14 protein-coding genes are annotated in these 17,488 nt (G+C 62.6%); 5 read left to right on the top strand and 9 right to left on the bottom strand.

Annotation, left to right across the window (positions count from 1 at the left end):
• Positions 1 to 11 precede the first annotated feature (11 nt).
• The 4 genes from HY556_08240 to HY556_08225 form a co-directional block, all read right to left on the bottom strand.
• The gene (locus HY556_08240) at positions 12 to 2,156 is read right to left on the bottom strand and encodes a CocE/NonD family hydrolase (protein ID MBI4393767.1); all 2,145 of its coding nucleotides are present in this window, start codon (positions 2,154 to 2,156) and stop codon (positions 12 to 14) included.
• A gap of 74 nt (positions 2,157 to 2,230) precedes the next feature.
• Positions 2,231 to 2,998 carry a hypothetical protein gene (locus HY556_08235; protein MBI4393766.1) on the bottom strand — a complete coding sequence of 256 codons (768 nt, stop codon included), beginning with the start codon at positions 2,996 to 2,998 and terminating at the stop codon, positions 2,231 to 2,233.
• A 102-nt stretch (positions 2,999 to 3,100) separates the two neighbouring features.
• Complete coding sequence (gene radB, locus HY556_08230; GenBank protein ID MBI4393765.1) at positions 3,101 to 3,805, bottom strand: DNA repair and recombination protein RadB; 705 nt, start codon at positions 3,803 to 3,805, stop codon at positions 3,101 to 3,103.
• A gap of 69 nt (positions 3,806 to 3,874) precedes the next feature.
• Positions 3,875 to 5,476, bottom strand: a complete 1,602-nt coding sequence (locus HY556_08225) for a hypothetical protein (GenBank protein MBI4393764.1) — start codon at positions 5,474 to 5,476, stop codon at positions 3,875 to 3,877.
• Positions 5,477 to 5,792: 316 nt separating this feature from the next.
• Between HY556_08225 and HY556_08220 the strand changes: the two genes are divergently transcribed.
• Entirely contained in the window at positions 5,793 to 6,530 is a 738-nt protein-coding gene (locus tag HY556_08220; protein ID MBI4393763.1) for a hypothetical protein, read from the top strand.
• A gap of 272 nt (positions 6,531 to 6,802) precedes the next feature.
• Here the strand turns inward: HY556_08220 and HY556_08215 are convergent, their stop codons facing one another.
• Entirely contained in the window at positions 6,803 to 7,201 is a 399-nt protein-coding gene (locus HY556_08215) for a HEPN domain-containing protein (GenBank protein ID MBI4393762.1), read from the bottom strand.
• Complete coding sequence (locus tag HY556_08210; GenBank protein ID MBI4393761.1) at positions 7,201 to 7,791, bottom strand: ArsR family transcriptional regulator; 591 nt, start codon at positions 7,789 to 7,791, stop codon at positions 7,201 to 7,203. Before HY556_08210 ends, HY556_08215 begins: the two co-directional genes overlap by 1 nt.
• Before the next feature lie 323 nt (positions 7,792 to 8,114).
• On the opposite strand from HY556_08210, the gene HY556_08205 reads away from it, so the two are divergent.
• Both HY556_08205 and HY556_08200 read left to right on the top strand, forming a co-directional pair.
• Positions 8,115 to 10,304 carry a PQQ-binding-like beta-propeller repeat protein gene (locus HY556_08205; GenBank protein MBI4393760.1) on the top strand — a complete coding sequence of 730 codons (2,190 nt, stop codon included), beginning with the start codon at positions 8,115 to 8,117 and terminating at the stop codon, positions 10,302 to 10,304.
• A 249-nt stretch (positions 10,305 to 10,553) separates the two neighbouring features.
• Positions 10,554 to 12,767, top strand: a complete 2,214-nt coding sequence (locus tag HY556_08200; protein MBI4393759.1) for a CDC48 family AAA ATPase — start codon at positions 10,554 to 10,556, stop codon at positions 12,765 to 12,767.
• 31 nt (positions 12,768 to 12,798) lie between these two features.
• Here HY556_08200 and HY556_08195 read toward each other — a convergent pair whose 3' ends face one another.
• A complete protein-coding gene (locus tag HY556_08195) occupies positions 12,799 to 13,251 on the bottom strand; it encodes a thermonuclease family protein (GenBank protein MBI4393758.1) in 453 nt (150 codons plus the stop codon).
• Between the two features lie 84 nt (positions 13,252 to 13,335).
• On the opposite strand from HY556_08195, the gene HY556_08190 reads away from it, so the two are divergent.
• Together HY556_08190 and HY556_08185 are read left to right on the top strand one after the other, a co-directional pair.
• On the top strand, positions 13,336 to 14,145 hold the full coding sequence (locus HY556_08190; protein MBI4393757.1) for a class II glutamine amidotransferase: 810 nt from the start codon (positions 13,336 to 13,338) through the stop codon (positions 14,143 to 14,145).
• 408 nt (positions 14,146 to 14,553) lie between these two features.
• Entirely contained in the window at positions 14,554 to 14,793 is a 240-nt protein-coding gene (locus HY556_08185; GenBank protein ID MBI4393756.1) for a PRC-barrel domain-containing protein, read from the top strand.
• A gap of 134 nt (positions 14,794 to 14,927) precedes the next feature.
• Here the strand turns inward: HY556_08185 and HY556_08180 are convergent, their stop codons facing one another.
• The gene (locus tag HY556_08180) at positions 14,928 to 15,617 is read right to left on the bottom strand and encodes a metallophosphoesterase family protein (protein MBI4393755.1); all 690 of its coding nucleotides are present in this window, start codon (positions 15,615 to 15,617) and stop codon (positions 14,928 to 14,930) included.
• Between the two features lie 258 nt (positions 15,618 to 15,875).
• Complete coding sequence (locus HY556_08175) at positions 15,876 to 17,387, bottom strand: GTPase HflX (GenBank protein MBI4393754.1); 1,512 nt, start codon at positions 17,385 to 17,387, stop codon at positions 15,876 to 15,878.
• Positions 17,388 to 17,488: the final 101 nt, after the last annotated feature.

The raw sequence follows: 17,488 nt of genomic DNA, 5'->3' as shown, positions 1-17,488 counted from the left end.
GGGTTCCGGATTCAGGCCACGGTGACCGGGCCGGCGGACAATGGGATGGCGGTATCGCCCGGCACTCTCAACGTCGGGAACACCAGGGCAGATTGGGCCCCGGCTAGCGTCACCACACCGGGTTCGCCTGGGTGGAAACTACCGGCCGGGTCGGTCACGCCATCTATCTCCAATTCCAACGTGTGTCCGGCCCCGACGACGTATTCTGTCGGAAGCATTGCGAGGACATAGTCGCGTGCGGCAGCGGGCGTCACCGGCGTGTATGTCTTGTGATCCTCGCTCAAGGCGGCGTTACGCGCCCCGAATGTGACCACCCTCGTCGAATCCGGGCCGACATCGCGTAGCTGCGCATAGATGAAAGTGTTCTCGGCGCCCGTGAGGGCCGCGTTGAGCCGAAGTTCAACCATGCCGGAGACGTACATTGGTGACGCGAGTGGAGCGGTCCTGAGGACGAGTTTCGTGGGGACCATGGCGGCCAACATGTCAACCGGCACCTCGCTCGGCGCCTCGGCCGCGATGCGGGCGACGTATTGGGCGCTTCCTTTGCCGGCGACACCTTCCGAGATCATGGATCCCGCGAAGTCGAGGCCGTACGAGATCTTGCTAGCGTCGCGCGGAGGCCATTCGCTGGCGTAACGGACCGTGTCTACGTTCGTCCGCACCTCGACGGCCGGCGTGTCCATGATGCCCGTGTCGAGCCCTTTGAGCCAATAGTCGAACCACGCGTGGAAGAGGAGTTCCTGGTCGCCGCGCGGCGGGTGCTGGTGGATCCAGTCCCCGAATATGCCTTTTTTCGGTACCTTGAGTTCGTTGAACCAGCCGGGGATCATCTGGCTCTTCACGTTTTGGTCGTAGAAGCCTTGCGTGTAGAGCACGGAGGCCTTCACGTTTCCCACCTTTGCCTTGAAGTCGCGCTCCGCGTAGAATGAATCGTAGACTGCGCGCGGGTCGCTCGCCCTCGCTGCGAGCGTCGGATCGCAAAGGCCGCGTCTTCCCTGGTCCGCAAGCGCCATCAAGGCCTCGGCACTCGTCTTTCCCATTAGAGAAGCGCCGTTTCCGTTCGCGGCGGCGAGGACGTCTGCTTGTGTTGGAGCCCGGCCTTGCGTATCCGCCAACTGGTAGCCAAGAAGCGGCGAGGCGGTCTGTTCGCCGTTCGGCACGCCCCCGTAGTGCCAGTCCTCGTAACTGTTGATGACGGGCGCGACGGTGATGATGGTGGTGAGGTGCGGCGCGGCGTTGGACGCGGCCTCGACCGGTGTCGTGCCGACGTACGATTGGCCGTAGAAGCCGACCTTCCCGCTCGACCAGGGTTGCTTTGCGACCCATTCGACGATGTCGACCTGGTCCTGTTGCTCGTTCTTCCCCCACACCTCGATGCATCCGCCGGAGAGGGCGAAGCCACGAACGTCCGCGGTCACGACGGCGAATCCGCGCGGCACCCAATCCGCGATGGTGCTGTTCTCGGCGCGAAGTTTCGCGAGCCGCTGCGCTTGATAGTAAGGCGACGAGACGACGATGGTGGGGACGGGCTCCGAGGTGTCTGGTCGGGTCACTTCCAGATGAATGGGCTCACCATCGATGGAAGCCGCCATCGTCACGACCTCCGTCGGGAGCTCCTTGTGACTCGGCATGGAAAGATTGGCAATCTTGATCGTCGCCGCGGTCCCGTCGAGCGGGTCGGACGAGAGGCGCAACTCTATCTTCTGGTCTGCAAGAAGGTTTCGCGTGGTCGTTCTCCACACCGCGGGAAGCGGGTCGAGGAGCGTGATGCCGGTGCATTGGCTTCGCGTCGTGAAGGGCGTGAAATAGGCTTCGTAGCGGTCGGGCTGGCAGCGGATCCTGCCCGTCGCGTCGTTCACCATCGCGATCCCCGCGGTGCCGGTGATGATGGCGTCGACGCGCGTGACGCCGGGCGGGATGGTGACGAGGAAGCCGCGTTCCGTCGTCAACGGCCCCTCCCAGACGACGTTGAGAGCGCCCTCGACGGCCGTGACGACCGCCTTGTCGGCCAGTATCGAACCGGCGTCCGGAAGGATGTTGTTGATGGCGGCCGGCCCCGTCGCAGCGTCGTTCTGGACGCAACCCGACAGCGACACCATGAGGAGTACGGCGAGTGCCGGACCGACCGCGGAAGCCTTCGGCGCCCTCCCTGTCATATACTAGTAAGAGAGCGCGGGGCGGGTTTTAACGCTTCTTGCACGTGGCTTGACCGCGCGCGAGGCGCACGGGCTCACTTCTCGTAGAACGCGAAGGCGTAGACGCACGAACCGACGCATCCCACGTCGACGTGCCATTCCCCCACGGCGTAGGGCTCTTTCTGCGTGAATTCCGTGTCCTCTATGCCGACCTTGAAATCGAACCCGAGGCTGCTCTGCTGCTTGCCTTTGGCGTCCGTGAGCTTGTAGTTGAAACCGTCCTTCGCGTCGACGCTCATGCGGAACCTAAGCTTGGAAACGTCCGGCGACACGGTGAGCGCGTGGGTTTGCGACCCGCCTTTGGAGGAGCCTTGGACACGGGAAGGCGCGTCCTTGAACTTCGTCGGGATGGGGACGAGCGGCGGCTGCACTGCATCGTTGAAGTAGAAGCCGAATGAGTACTCGCACGCGGCCTCGCATTCGATCGTGAGGTTCCAGATGCCTTTCTTCGGGTTCGTGTCGTGGAGCCAGTTCATGTGACGCGCGGAGTTGCGCTCGATCGCGTTGAAACGCGATTCGACGCCGCCCTCGGGATTGGTGAGAGTCCAACCGAAGTCGCCCGTCGTCTCCCACGAGACCTTGATCGTGAGCACCGCTGTGCCTTCCTTCACGATAATCTTGGGATGTTCGACGCTGCTACCTGACGTCGCCCTCGCGAAACGGAAATCCGCGTCCGCGTACCGCTCGGAGACCTTGGTCTCCTGCGAGCCGGAGGAGCCGCCGAGGTCGAAACCGAGGCAGCCAGAGACGAGCAAGATGCCGGCGAGCGCGACGGCTGCACCGACGTCTTTCGAACGCGCCACGGCGGCCCATTCATGGGGCTGCTCAAAAACCTTCTTGAAAACGCCTGATACGGGCGGGACCGGAGCGACGGCCCGCTGCGTCGCGCCGTCACGGGCGGGCCTTCAGCCCTTGGCCGCGCCCGTAGCGTGCTTTTCCGGGGGCGGCCCGAGGCCCGCCTGGTTGATCACGAACTCCACGCTCGAACCCTCCGCCGCGGAGCGGTGCTTCACGACCGTCGCCCTCCTAAGGCCCTTCCCCGCCTTCTCCACGTGGATTATGGCCTTGCTGATGTGGCGCATCAATTGGCCGCCGATGGGTTCGAGGATGTCGCTGTCGATGTTCGTGTAGACCTGGTTCGTGATCACCACGGGGATGAGCTTCTGGCGCGCGGTCGTGAGCAAGGTATGCAATTGGAGGGTGAGGCCGCGCCGATGCTGCATGTCGTCGCCGCTTGCGAGGCTCAACCGGTAAAAGATCGTCGCGGAATCCATCACGATGAGGCCGATGTCGCTTCCCGACTGCGCGAGGCGTGTGGCCTTCGCGACGATGCGGTCCTGCTCGTCGAGGCTATACGGTTCGAAGAAGAGGATGTTCTTCTGGACGCTCTCGAAATCGGGCCCGCACACTTGACGTAACCTTTCTAGCGATACCCCTTCGCTGTCGATGTAGACCACTTTCCGCCCGGAGCGGACGACGTTTCTTGCGAGCAGGAGGCAGATGTTGGTCTTCCCGGTCCCCGCCTCGCCATAGAACTCGGTGATGGCGCCCGCCTCGATGCCGCCGCCGAGAAGATCGTCAAGCCCCTTCGCCCCTATCGGGACTTTCATCGGCAGTACACCTCACCGTGGGGCCGGGTGGAGAACGCGGAGAAAGCATCGGTTTTGAGCTTGCCCATCTTAGAGTTCGAGTTCGCCTATGTCAGATGGGCGTAATAACTCTACTTTCGTCCCCATGGTCCAGCCGCGCGTCCCCGGGGCGATCTCCTCGGCGATGACGATGCAGGCGTCCGCCCGGAGGTCGTTTGCGAGCCGCTCAAGCCTTTGCACGGTCTCGACGTCCACGGTCTTCAACCGTTTCACGAGGATGCGCTTGCCTGCCGCCTTGTGGGCGGCGGCGTCTACGTCGAGGAGGCTCGCCGTGTCAAGGAGCTCGTAACCGGAGCCGTGGAGCTTCGTGAGCATCGTCGCCATCGGGTCTTTCGGAAGCTCCGCGACCGGCGCCGGCGCGATCTGTGCGACGGCGAGAAGGGGGGCCGCAACGATGACCTCTGGCGTGGGCGCTTCCGTGTCCGCGCGCGTCGCCGCGGGAGGGGCCGTCCAGTCCATCCTCGGCGTAGTACCCGGCGTAGCGACCTCGTTTCGTCCCGGCATTATCTCGACGTCCGCTTCGTGCGCTGGTGGAAGTGTGCGTGCCGGTTCGGTCGTGTGCGCGTCATGGATACTTTGCGCGGGACTCGAGACCACCGCGGAAATGAGGGAATCGATAGTGCCTGCGCCCACCGGTTTTGGCGCCTGTTCCACGTATGAGACGGAACCGTCCGCGTTGAACTGCGGCCTTCCTTTCTTTGGGGTCACGGCCATCCCGCTTTCTGCATCTATGATTTCGCCGCCCCGGCGTGGCGGAGGGGCTTGAGCGGCTGACGTCCTGCGCGCCTTCTCCGTACCATCGATGAATTCCCCGACGGGCGCCGCCTTCTTCTCGGCGATCGCTGCCTTGTGCAGGTCGAGCTTCTCGTTCGCTTGGGCGGTCTGCCCCATGAGCCCGCCGAACGGGCTGCTGGAGTCGATGCCGAAGGCGTTTCCCATCGTCCCCTGCGCGGGGCGCGACTTCTTCTCGTCTGCGACGAAATACTGGCCCGAAGGCGCCGGTGGCGGGGCGTTCATGGCAGCCGCCGACAAGGTGGCGGTGGCGAGTGCTTCGTTCTTTCGCCCTTCGAGCATCGCTTGGAATCCTTCGGTCCCGAGCTTCACGTAGTCGTCATCGGTGACGATGTAGAATATGCGTGATTCACGGACGTTCGGATCCGCCGTGATCTTCGCCATTAGGCCCTTGAGCTGCGTCCGGTCGGAATCGTCGAGTTCGCCCGCCTTGAACTTCGGGATCCGGATGACGAGCCGCGGGGAGCCCTTCCCCGTGACGGGCTTGAAGACCGAGTATTCGTAGTTGCGGCCGAGTTTTTTCTTCAACGTCACGACGGACTGTTGGTCTTCCCGTGTCCTTTCCCGGACCTCGTCTCGAAGCGATATCGGGTCGACGCGGAGCACCTTCTCATCGCCGATGAGCAGGACGTGTGTGAGTTCGCGCGTGTCGTCTGTCCCTAAGAAGTCGGCGGCGCGCGGGATGTCTTGGAACATGTCCGGCCGGGCGGTCGGGATGCGTATCGCGAGGATGCGGTTACCGGCGCTGTTCACCAACTTGTGGCCGTAGTCGGTCGGTAGCGTCTGCTTGAGTTCAGTGATCGTGCTTGGTGGAAGCGGCGGCTTCCCGTCCCTAATCATTGGGCACATTGTGCATCCCGATTTATATAAAATCAGACCCCTATTTATGGCCATTGAAATCGAATCAAGGCGAAAAGCCGGCTTGCGACGCGCGACTAGGCGCTGATTCTACGTCCCGCACGACCACATGGAGACCGCTTCGGGAAGCGTGCTTTGCCTGTTTCCCGGAAAATAAGTCTTTGTTGACGGAGCGCCACAATTCTATCGAAAGCGAGCGAATGCCCGATGGGAGCGAGATGCCGTGAATAGGGAGCCAGGACGGGAAAGAGCCCCGCCCACGCGGCGAGCGCGCCGTCCCACGCGCGAGATCGGCGTGATGACGAACGATTTCTCGTTCTACCATGACCTGGTCCGCGAACTCAAAGCCCGGAACATCCCCTTCAGAAGCCTCGTTGGAGGCGCCCGTATCCCGGCCGGGATCGGCGTCGTCATCACGAGCCTCGACGAACGCCCGGGCATCGCCTTCGCGAACGTCGTCGCAAGCGACGATGCAGAGGACGCCGTGGAGCGGGCGATGCTGGCGCTTCAATCGGGCGGGCGCGTGAGCAAGGTCGTCGTGGGGGTCGATCCCGGGGAGCGCCCTGGTGTCGCGATCCTCGCGGATGGAAGCCTCATCCGGACGTTACAGGTCCATTCGCCGGCGGATGTATCGGCTGAACTCGAACGCGTGATCGAGACCTACAAGGATGCCTCTGTGATCGTGAGGATCGGACACGGGGCAGCCACCGCCCGGGACCGGATTATCAACAGCCTCGTCCCATTAGATGTGAGGATCGAGATCGTGGACGAGACGGAGACGAGCGCCACGGCGCCGGTCGCGCACCGCGACAGGGCGGCAGCGCATGCGATCGCGCTGTCGAAGGGCGAGGAGGTGGGTCGCTACCGGAGGGTCTCGCCGACGGACGGGGAGATACGGGACATCCAAAGGAAGAGCCGGATCGCAAGCGGCGGCGAAGTGACGGTGGGGTTCCGGTTGGCAAGGGACGTGGCGCTTGGGCGGGTCACTTTGAGCGAGGCGATCGAGAAACAGAGGAAGGGTGCCCGGAGCAAGTAGGTACTTATACCTACTTGTGCGAGCCAGTATCCCGCCTCTATTTATGCGCGAAGATGAATCGGAAACCGGGGGACAGTGAGAGAGTCGCACTGGCGCGTGAACAGTCGCTCACTCCGGAGAACCGGGCCAAGGCGAAGGCGCTCGTGGAGGAGTGATTCAAGACGGACTCGGGCTCCGGCGGGCATTGAGCATCGGCTTACGCCCGGGGGCGATCCCAAGAGGGAGGACACTATTTCGAAGGGGAGGTCGTTGAATCTGGCCGATGCCGGGCGTCAATCCGCGCCGGCGTGCGCCTTCGCGATATCCCTGATCCTTTCCGCATCCTTCCGACACGCCGTCGCCTCGGCGGCGGAAACGGGCCGGTCATCGTATTCTGCGAGGCGCTTGGTGTCGAGAAGCCTCAAGATCCGTTTCCGGACGTCGGCTGCGTCTGCGGGGCTCTTGGCCAATGCCTTTGCCACGAGGGGTGCGAGGCCCTTGTGGTCGCCCGAATTCCGTACTCCGAGGGCCGACACGGTCAACGCATCACATGCCATGATGGCCGCATGCACGGATGCGCTCGCGCCGGCGTTCCAGTCGCCTGTCTTTTCGCAAGCACGTGCGACGCGAAGGAATTCCTCCGCCTTGTCGATGGACAAGGGCCACCTGGCACGGTCGACCGGGCGCGGCATCAGGTCCAGGACTCCAGGGGTCGACCAGCGACGAGGATCCCTTCTCTGCGCACGTTCTCGATCCACGGCAGCGTCCACTTGGCCCGGAGTTCGCGGGCCCCGAGGCTGATGAAGCTCGGCGCCACGGGCCCGACCCGGTTGATGGCGATGTCAAGATCGAGGGAAACGCCCAAGGCCTTGTCCTTGGTGGCCGCGACCACGAGGATGTCAAGGTCGCTATCGGGGCCTTGTTCTTTGCGGACCGCGCTCCCGAAGACCACGACGGAGGCGCCTCTTATCGTCGAGGCGCGGAGGACCTCAAACACTTTCTTCCTCAGTTCCGCCTCCGTCCCGAAAAGGCGTCGGACCAGATTGGAACTTGTCGCCGGGCGCAGCGAGTAGCCGTCGGATCGGCCGAGCCGGCGGACATCGACCAATCCCAAGTCGAGGAGCGCAAAGAGGGCGACTCGCGCGGTGCTTGGATTCACGCCGAGAGCGCGTGCGACCTCCCGCAGAGTGCGTTCACGCCCCTCCTGGGCCGCGAGATAACGCAGCACGCGGACCCGAGTGGGGCTGCCGAATGCGGTTTCCAGCCAGTTGTCGAGTTGCATGTTTAGTATAGTGAACGAGCGTTTATATAACTGTTTTCCATCACCGGCCCCAAGAACGGGACCGCGGCTTTGGTGTCGACCCCATTGACGCCTGGCGATCGATCGAGTTTGCCTCGAAACCATCACGGTATGACGCGGCTTGGACGGTCGATGGGGGACTTGCTGGCACCTTGCCGCCCTTTCTTCTATCCCTTGCCCAAACTCTTAGGCCGCGTTCGACGCAATAGAGAATCAGGCGGGGATGACGGCCGACCATGAGGGATAGACGCGACGGCCGCCACGCCATCCTATTTATCCAAGAAGGCGAATCGGAAGGGGAGGGCATGAGTCGAAGAACCGTCCACTGGCTAGCGGCCACGGCCCTCGTCCTCACGCTCACCTCGACCGGGCTCATAGAGGCGGCGTATCTGCAATCGGGCGCCGACGCCGCAAAGACCGGCCGTGTCGATGACGCCGCGCCCCGCTCCGACGACGTGGCCTTGCGCGTCAGACTTCCCGGGTCGAGGGCCTTCGTTTCACCGCCTCTCATCTTGGGCGACTCGGTCCTCGTGCTCTTGTTCAACGGCACCGACCCCGGATTCGCATGGGGGACGCCGATCCGTGGCGATCTGACGACCAATGGATTGGCCCGCGTCTCGCTGGCGACGGGCGTCGTCGACGTTTTCGTGCGTTTCGACGACGTGGCGCGGGGCTTCGCCGCAGATGGAAAACGCGTCTACGTGGCCCAGCAGCGTAGTGGCATCCACGCCTACGACATAGCGTCGGGGGCGGAGCAATGGTTCTGGGCCTTCCCGGGGACCGGTCAAAACATGTCGACTCTTTGCAGTCCGCCCGCGCTACGCGGCGAGACGCTCTATTTTCCCTGCCGGCAGCAAGACAACGTGCCGTTGAGCCCCGTTGGCGTGCCGGGAAGCGACGGCCGCGGCTACGTAACGAGGTTTGTCGGCTCGTTTCTCGTAAGCCTCAACGCGCGGGACGGCTCGATGAACTGGACGTGGAAGAACGATCCCGTGAAACAAGCGTTCGGCGGCCCGGGGCGGGTCTCTGTCGTCGGGCCGCGCGTCTATTTCTCGCTCAACGCGACCGTCAACGGGGAAAGCGCGTTGAGCCTGTTCCAATTATCCGCCTCCTCCGGGGCCTTGGAGCGGGAATGGGTGGACACCGCGTCCAACGGGTTACCGCCCCCGACGGGCACGCTCGAAACGGTCTATATCAAGGTCAATCAGAACGTGACCGCGATCGCACCCGCGAGCGGGAACGAGTTCTGGCGAAGACCGGTGGGCTTTGAAGATAAGTTCCGCGACGGAGGCGGCGGCTTCGCGTTGGACGGGCAAGACCTCTTCAGTCTCACATCCCAGACGGCCTACAGGCTAAACGCTTCGACCGGCGAGGTCGTCTGGAGGCGCCCCGTCCTCGTCGGCGGCGATTCGACATGGCAAGCGAACAGCGCGCCCGTCATCACAAAAGACCTGCTCTTCGCCCGAAGCGCCCAATCGAGCGGCGCCGGGACCAATGAGGCGATCTACGCCCTGTCCCGCACCGACGGTTCGATCGTCTGGCGCCATGACTTCGCCGACGACGTGCGCGCCGGAGGCCAGCACTTCGACTTCGGGGTCGGAGGAGGGGTGGTAGCCGTGGCCGGCTTTGACGGTACCCTGGACGTTCTCGGGGAGACCAAGGCGTCGATCAAGGTCGGCCCGGTCGTTTCGACGACCTATCCCGCGCCGGGCGAGCGCGTGAACGTCAGCCTCGAAGGCTCCGTTGCCGGCGCCCAAGGTGCGCCGAGCGAGTATCGCGCGGAATGGGGCGACGGCGCCGTGACGGATTGGCAGAAGGACGATCTGCTCTCTCACGCCTACGCGAAGGCCGGCCCATATCAAGCACGTTTCCAAGCACGCAACGACGCCGGCCAGACGTCGAGCAATCTCACGACCTTCAACGTCGGGGGAAAGGCCCCATCCGTTGATCTTGAAGGCCCTGCCGACACCACCCAACAGGCAGTACAGACCGTCGGGGACCCCGCCAACCAGAACATCCTCTTCTTCGCCGTAGGTCTCGCGATCACCGGCGGCGGCGCGATAGTCGGCGCCTGGGCCCTTCGGCGAAAACGCAACAGGCTACGCCAGGAACTACGCGCGATCGACCACGCCTACGAGCACGCCAAGCGCGATCCCGCGCGCACGGAGGCGGCCATGAAGGAACGTCGCCGCCACGCGCGAGCGATGTTCGAGGTCGGAAAGTTGGACGAGATACAATTGGAGACACTCGCGAGGCGCATCGACGAACACTCGCGGCAATCAAGACTCGACGTGCTCGACGACAGGTTCCGGTTCCTGCCCCATGGAATCGTAGTGATGCTCAGGGGAATGATCGAGGATAACAGATTGAGCCCGATGGAACGGGCGAACGCAATCGCCGCGATAGAACGGGAGGAAGGGCTCACGGCTGCGCAGAAGGAACAGGCGAAGCGGCTTGTAGACGAGTGGTTCCGGACCGATTCCAGTAAGCAATGACCGCGACTTCGATGTTCACTGCCTGGTTCTCGCAATTGGTGACGCGCTATCCCCTTCGTAACCACATCCGCACTTTGGCGCGCCTGCACCTTGTGCCTTCCCACTCCATCAAAACAAGCGTCCCTGTTCCAGAAACCTTAAAGGAGGCTGCCTCCTTGTTTAGAGTAGATAAGAGATGCACGCGGCCCAAGGCGGGGTGGATCGGGATTCCTCCGGAGCGGCCGTGGCGTCGTGCGGTGATTCAGACCAATGGTGAAAGAAGTCACGCTCAAAGTCGCCGAAGCGGTCCAGGAAGACGTAGCGAAGGGCAGGGTCCGGGTGGACGCCGCCACACGTCTTGACCTCAACCTCACGGTCGGCGACCTCGTGGAGATCCATTCCAAGAAGACGACGGCCGCGATCGTCTGGAGGGCTCACCCGGACGACGAGGGCAAGGGCATCATCCGCATGGACGGACTCATCCGCGACAACGCAGGCGTCTCGATCGGCGACAAGGTGAGGATTCGCAAGGTCGATGGCCAGGCCGCTGCGAGGATAACGCTCGCGCCCGTCATCGAAGACCGTCAGAAACTACAGTTTGGTAGCGGCATCGAAGGGGTCGTCAAGCGGGGTCTCTTCAAGCGCCCCGTCACGAAGGGTGACACCGTCATCGTCCCGGGGATCGCTCTCATCGGACGTGCGCTTCCATTCGTCGTCGTCGACACGAACCCGGGCGGCATTGTACAGATCACGGAGCAGACGGAGGTCCACATCCGCGAAGAGTCGGTGACGACCGCGGAACTCCACGCACCGAAGGTCAGCTACGAGGACGTCGGGGGACTTCGTGGGGAACTCACGAAGGTCCGCGAGACGATCGAACTCCCGTTGAAGCACCCCGAGTTATTCGACCGGCTCGGCATCGACCCGCCGAAGGGCGTTCTTCTTCACGGCCCGCCGGGCACTGGCAAGACCTTGATCGCGAAGGCGGTCGCCAACGAATCGGGAGCGAGTTTCTATTCCATCCAAGGCCCCGAGATAATGTCCAAGTTCTACGGTGAATCCGAGGCGCGGCTCCGGGAGATCTTCGAGGAGGCGGAACAGAACGCCCCTTCAATCGTCTTCATTGACGAGATCGACTCGATCGCCTCGAAGCGCGACGAGACCCAAGGCGAGGTGGAGAGGCGCGTCGTCGCCCAGCTCTTGACCCTCATGGACGGTCTTAAGTCGCGGGGCAAGGTCATCGTCATCGGCGCAACGAACCGCGTCGACGCGGTCGACCCGGCGCTAAGGCGGCCGGGCCGGTTCGACCGGGAGATCGAGATCGGTGTGCCCGACCGGGAAGGCCGGAAAGAGATCCTCCAGATCCACTCACGCTCGATGCCGCTCTCTGACGATTTCGACATCGAGGTCCTCTGCGACAATTCACAAGGGTTCGTCGGCGCAGACCTCGCGGCGCTTGGCAAAGAGGCCGCGATGCGGGCACTCCGGCGCTACCTGCCGGAGATAGACCTCGACAAGCCGATTCCGGCGGAGACGTTGGAGAAGATGATCGTCACGATGGACGATTTCACGCAAGCGATCCGTGAGATCGAACCTTCGGCGCTACGCGAAGTGATGATCGAGATTCCGCACGTGTCGTGGGACGAGGTGGGCGGGCTCCAAGACCTCAAACAGGAACTCAAGGAAGCGGTCGAGTGGCCGCTCACCAATCCCGAGGCGTTCAAGCGCCTCGGCATCAAACCGCCGCGTGGCATCCTCCTCTACGGCCCCCCGGGAACGGGAAAGACGCTCCTCGCCAAGGCTGTCGCCACGGAGAGCAAGGCCAACTTCATCTCAATCAAGGGTCCGGAGATCCTGTCCAAGTGGGTCGGCGAATCGGAGAAGGCGATCCGCGAGATATTCAAGAAGGCAAAGCAAGCCGCCCCTTCCATCGTCTTCCTCGACGAGTTGGACGCGATCGCGCCCCGGCGCGGCGGCGGCATGGGCGACAGCCACGTCACCGAACGCATCGTGAACCAACTCCTCACGTCCGTCGACGGGCTAGCGAGTCTCGATGGCGTCATCATCCTCGCCGCGACGAACCGCCCCGACATCATCGACAACGCACTCCTACGCGCCGGCCGCTTCGACAGGTTGCTCCAGGCCCCGGCCCCGGACAAGGCGTCGCGCCTGCAGATCCTGAAGATCCACACGGCCAAGATGCCCCTGAAGAACGTGGAACTCGAACCACTCGCCGACAAGTGCAAAGGCTACGTCGGAGCGGACATCGCTTCGCTGTGCAGGGAAGCAGGGGTACTCGCGCTACGCGAGGACATCAACGCGACCATCGTCGAGACGCGGCACTTCGAGAAGGCCTTGAGCCTCATCCGACCGAGCGTCGATGAAGCGACGATCCAGTACTACAACAGGATCGCAGAACAGCTCGAAGGCGGCCTCGTGAAGGTCAAGCGGAAGGATTACACGGCGGGGATAGAGGCGCAGTAGTCGCTTGGCAAGAGAGATCGCTTCGCGGGCCTCAATCAGGCCGCGCGCATTGTTCGCGCGCCCACTCCTCGTCCGTAAACTCGCTCTCGTCGCAGAATTGCACCAGAATGACGGCGTGCCCCGCGACCAATAGTTCGGCATTCAGATTATCCCCGCCGCAGAACACCACGGCCACTCGCCTCGTCCCCGTCGTGTCCATGGGCTGGCCTGAGTCGATATCAACCGTGGCGTTGGCGCCGACCGGGCAAACCGCACGTGTGAAGTCGGTGGCGTTCTCGTACCCTTCCTGCCCCCGTTCGGGTGTATCGACGAGCGCAAGACGGATTCGTCCGCACTCGGCCACGTCAAGGGTATCGCCGTCGACGATGTTCGTGACGATGTCGTCGAACGTGTCCACGCACAAGCCGGCTACACCCGGCGGCCCCGCGGTCGTGCAGCCGCCGACAAGCGACATGGCAAGAAGTACGAATGGGGCCCGAGACACCGCCCCCTACCTACCATAGGGAGATATGAACGATTCGGCGGCGCGGCAAAAGGGATATGGGCGGACGATGGTGATGACTTCGCCATGTGCCGCATGATGGGCGTCTACACGCGCTCGACGATCAAGCCAGAGATGCTCGAGAGGTTCAAACTCCTGGCCAGCGACGGGAAGGTGGCCGCAGGGGATCGCGAAGCGGACTCTAGGCGCCGGGGAACCGAAGGTTCCACGAGCGGAGACGACAAAGCACCCGGCCACCACGACGGGTGGGGCATCGGCTTCTACAACGGCCTCAACGAGCCCGAGTACGCGGGCCGCTTCGCGAATAGCGCTGCCATGGACACGGTCCACTACGATGCGGCGGTCAAGAAGGCCGCCGCCTCGACGTCGCGGATCGCCCTAGCCCACGTGCGAAAATGCAGTGTGGGGAACAAATCGGTGGAGAACACGCACCCCTTCTTCGAAGGCGATTGGATGTTCTGCCACAACGGGACCATCGACAACTTCCACGGACGGCCCCCCATTGAACCCAAGGGGACCACCGACAGCGAGCGGTTCTTCAAGTTCCTGGCCAACGACATAAGGAAAGGAGCCGAGCCGGCGGAGGCCGCAGGGTCCTTGTTGGCCGAGGTCACGCGTCGTTACAAGTACACTTCGATCACGTTCCTCCTGACCAACGGGAGAAAACTCTACGGGTTCAGGATGGCGAACCCGGACCTTGGCAAGGAGAATGAGGACTACTACACGATCCACGCGGCCCGCGATGGCGACGCAATCATCCTCGGACAGGAACCCCTCTGGGGCCTTCAATGGAGGGAGGTCCCGAACAAGCATTACATCGTCGTCGACCCGAAGCTCACGGTGGACCTCAGGCCGATACCGCACGTCGGGGAATGAGCACGCGACCACGCGGTCGACTCGCGGATTGAGGTGGGGCCTGAATTGGTTGGGAATCCAAGCCCGGATTCGGGACCGCCATTCGGTGCGCGGCGTCGCGGGTCGATGACGAGGTTGTTCGCCACGGATGCCGCCCCCGGGAAGGAATTTACGATCGCCGCGACGAGGTCAGTATCGGCTGCGTTTCGGATGCGCACCGTGAACTCCGCGTGCCCCGTGCTCCCATACCCGAGTTTCCGTTGAAGCACCATCGTCTTGGCGCCTGGAAACGCGGCCTCGATGTCGCGGCAGCGGCCGAGCACGTCCTACCGGTTCCGGCCCGCCTCGTTGAACCGTGCGTCGCCGCGCGCAACAGAATCGGGTAGTTTAAATAATACCGGGCGCCATTTTTTGCGCGAGGATGCACTAATGAAGATTCTCGCTTCGGATATCCGTGGTAAGACTGTCATGTCGGACGAGGGATTGATGCTCGGCCGGCTGAGGAACGTGGTCGTGAACACCGAGAGCGGCGACCTCTCGCAAGTGCTTGTGGAACCGTCTGAAGACGTCGACCCCCGGCTTTTCAAGAGGGATCCGAAGGGCTACATCCTGTTCCCGTTCGAAGCGGTCAAGTCCATCAAGGACGTCATTGTGATTGAGACCAAGTAGCGAAGCTACTTGGGATCAACGAGTGGATTGAGCGGAGCGAAATCCACAAAGTAGAGACGAAGTTACGGAGTCTCTACGAGGTGACGACCGAAGGGAGTCACCGAAGGGAGTCACCGAAGGGGAGACGGCGTTCGTTATTTCCCCGCGATGAGCCTGGACGCCAAGAATTCTGGAAGGCCTGCGTCGAGGTTCGCTTCGGCGGCGGCCTCTATGTCGTAGGCGACACGCTTGAACTGGAGGCGACGTTTCTTCGGGTCGAGGATCGCGTAGGACGAGCGCGGATCGCTGTCGCGTGGCTGGCCGACGCTTCCAGGGTTTCCAATGAACTTGTTTCCGGCGCCGTGTTGGGCCGGTAAATGCGTATGACCGAGGAGGATCACGTCTGCGCCGGTCTGGTCCCAGAAACCCGGCCCGACCTTCGGTAGATCATCCGGGTAGACGTATTCCATGAGGGGTTGCCTCGGTGAGCCATGGAAAAGGTCCAGTTTGGTGCCGTCGATGTCGAGCGAAAGGGTCTCGGGCAGACCATCAAGGAGGTCCTTGTGGGCTGCGCGTAGCTGTTTCGTGCTGAACCGAACGCCTTCGATCGCGACGGGGTTGAACCCGAACACGTCGCCGGTCACGGCCGCCCGGTCGTGGTTACCAAGGATCATCTTGACATCTGATTGGACAAGGATGTCGAGGACCTCGTTCGGGAAGGCGTTGTAACCGACCATGTCGCCGAGGCTCACGATCATGTCCACGTCCATTGCCGTGACATCCTCCATGACCGCCTTGAGGGCGTGGAGGTTGGAGTGTATGTCGGAGAGGACGGCTATCTTCACAAGAAGCCAAGGTCAAAAACCATGATAAAGGCCCCGGCATGGCAATCGTCAGAGGGGGAGACCCCCTTGCTTCTATTGGAGATGTTTTTGAAAATACATCTATTAGAATACTTGAAAGAAAAAGTACCAGATAGCTATAATCTTCATACTATAAGAATTCATCGAAATAAATTGAACGAAGGGGCTTTTCATTTTCGAGCTCGGACCCATAGCCCACGATCAGTTCCATTGGACTCCAATCGAAGGTACGGGGTCCCCCTACCAAGACGGATCCTCGGGCGACCCGTCGGCAAGCAGTCGCGTAGCCACATCCACCAAGCGGTCCAACCCTTCACCCGTCTTCGTGGAAGTGAAAACGACGCGATCATCGGGAACAAGCCCCGGATCGATCACGACGCGACGCGCTTCATCGCGCTCTTCGTCGGAAGGGAGAAGGTCGCTCTTGTTCAAAGCGACGACGAGCGTCGGGATCCGCTCGAACCCGAGAAGCACTTGATAACTCGCCTGGAACCGGTCGGCTATCTCTTCGGGCGCGTCCGAAGCGTCTACCACCAGTATGATGACGTCGGACAAGGCGATCTCCTCGAGCGTCGACCTGAACGCTTTGATGAGCCACGGCGGCAGATCCCGGATGAAACCAACGGTGTCGGTGACGAGTACAGGCCGCTGTCCTTGACCACGGTCTTCACCCACAGGCGGCTGCCCTTCTCTAAGATCTTGCGCCTCATCCGTTTTTGCGACGTCATCGCGCGACATCCGCCTCGAACTATCATCTTGATGCGCACCGGTCTCGGACGCCTTGCCATTCACATCCGACGCCGGCCTCGCCCCTGCCGGCTCCTCCTCCGATGCGCTTCGGAACGTCAACCTGGCCGTCTTGGTGTCGAGGGTGGAGAACATCCGGTTCTCCACGAGCACGTTCTCGCCGGATAGACGTCTCATGAGACTGCTCTTTCCTGCATTCGTGTAGCCCGCGAGACTCACGAGAAGGAACCCGCCGCGTCGCCGGTGTTTCCGTCTTGCCGCCCGCTCGCTTCCGATGTGTTCGAGCTCGCGGTTCACTTTCGTCGCTCGCTTTTGGATGGTGTCGAAGTACTGGTTGACGCCGTACTCGCCCCCCGCCATGAAACCCGGATGCTCGCCCAGCTTTGCCAACCGGATGTACTCGCGCACAAGCGGCATCTCGTAACGTAGGCGCGCCGCCTCCACTTGGAGACGCGCCTCTTCGTTCTGGGCGCGCTCCTGGAATATCTCGAGGATGACACGCGTACGGTCGAAGACCTCCGCCCCGCCCAAGGCGTTCTCTATCCCCGCAAGTTGTGAAGCCTTCAGTTCCGCGTCGACCACGACGGTCGGTCGCACCACCAGTGCGCGTTGCCTTCGACTCGGCTTCTTCGAGCGTTTTCTTGTTCCCCATTGCCTCTTCGAAACGGCATCCTTACGGCCCCTCGCTTGGCCCCTACTCTTGCCCGTGCGGGCCCGTTCATCCGCATCGAACACTGCATCCACGATCGCGTCGCTCGCGTCGGCCGGTAGTCCCGCGTCCTCGCCCGAAAGCCCCGCCGCCCGCTCGTCGATCAGCCGTTTCGTCCAATCGGCGAGGACTTCGCGCGCCTCGTCGAGTTTGCCTTTTCCGAAGAACCGGCTCGGATCAGGCCGGCGGTTACGCTGGCGCACACTCGCAAGGACCGTCCATCTTAGGGAAGCGAGGAGGTCCCGCATCTCCGTCTCGTCCCCGCCAGGTGACATGAGTATGACGTCGCGTTTCAACAGACGCCGCTACGGGTGACGGTGTAGAAGAACGTATCACCCAAGGGGCGGGCCACCAAGGATGCACCGTCGAGGGTCGGCCGTCGACGTTGCATTGCCAA

This window comes from Euryarchaeota archaeon (assembly GCA_016207515.1).
Classification (GTDB): domain Archaea; phylum Thermoplasmatota; class SW-10-69-26; order JACQPN01; family JACQPN01; genus JACQPN01.
Note: the sequence above shows the minus strand (reverse complement) of the source record. Positions and strands in the feature narration are given on the sequence as shown.

What these genes read in the sequence shown, in the direction of transcription:
- HY556_08240 (MBI4393767.1), bottom strand. Translation starts at nt 2,156, where the DNA reads ATGACAGGGAGGGCGCCGAAGGCTTCCGCGGTCGGTCCGGCACTCGCC.
- radB (MBI4393765.1), bottom strand. Translation starts at nt 3,805, where the DNA reads ATGAAAGTCCCGATAGGGGCGAAGGGGCTTGACGATCTTCTCGGCGGC.
- HY556_08225 (MBI4393764.1), bottom strand. Translation starts at nt 5,476, where the DNA reads ATGATTAGGGACGGGAAGCCGCCGCTTCCACCAAGCACGATCACTGAA.
- HY556_08220 (MBI4393763.1), top strand. Translation starts at nt 5,793, where the DNA reads ATGACGAACGATTTCTCGTTCTACCATGACCTGGTCCGCGAACTCAAA.
- HY556_08215 (MBI4393762.1), bottom strand. Translation starts at nt 7,201, where the DNA reads ATGCCGCGCCCGGTCGACCGTGCCAGGTGGCCCTTGTCCATCGACAAG.
- HY556_08210 (MBI4393761.1), bottom strand. Translation starts at nt 7,791, where the DNA reads ATGCAACTCGACAACTGGCTGGAAACCGCATTCGGCAGCCCCACTCGG.
- HY556_08205 (MBI4393760.1), top strand. Translation starts at nt 8,115, where the DNA reads ATGAGTCGAAGAACCGTCCACTGGCTAGCGGCCACGGCCCTCGTCCTC.
- HY556_08200 (MBI4393759.1), top strand. Translation starts at nt 10,554, where the DNA reads ATGGTGAAAGAAGTCACGCTCAAAGTCGCCGAAGCGGTCCAGGAAGAC.
- HY556_08190 (MBI4393757.1), top strand. Translation starts at nt 13,336, where the DNA reads ATGTGCCGCATGATGGGCGTCTACACGCGCTCGACGATCAAGCCAGAG.
- HY556_08185 (MBI4393756.1), top strand. Translation starts at nt 14,554, where the DNA reads ATGAAGATTCTCGCTTCGGATATCCGTGGTAAGACTGTCATGTCGGAC.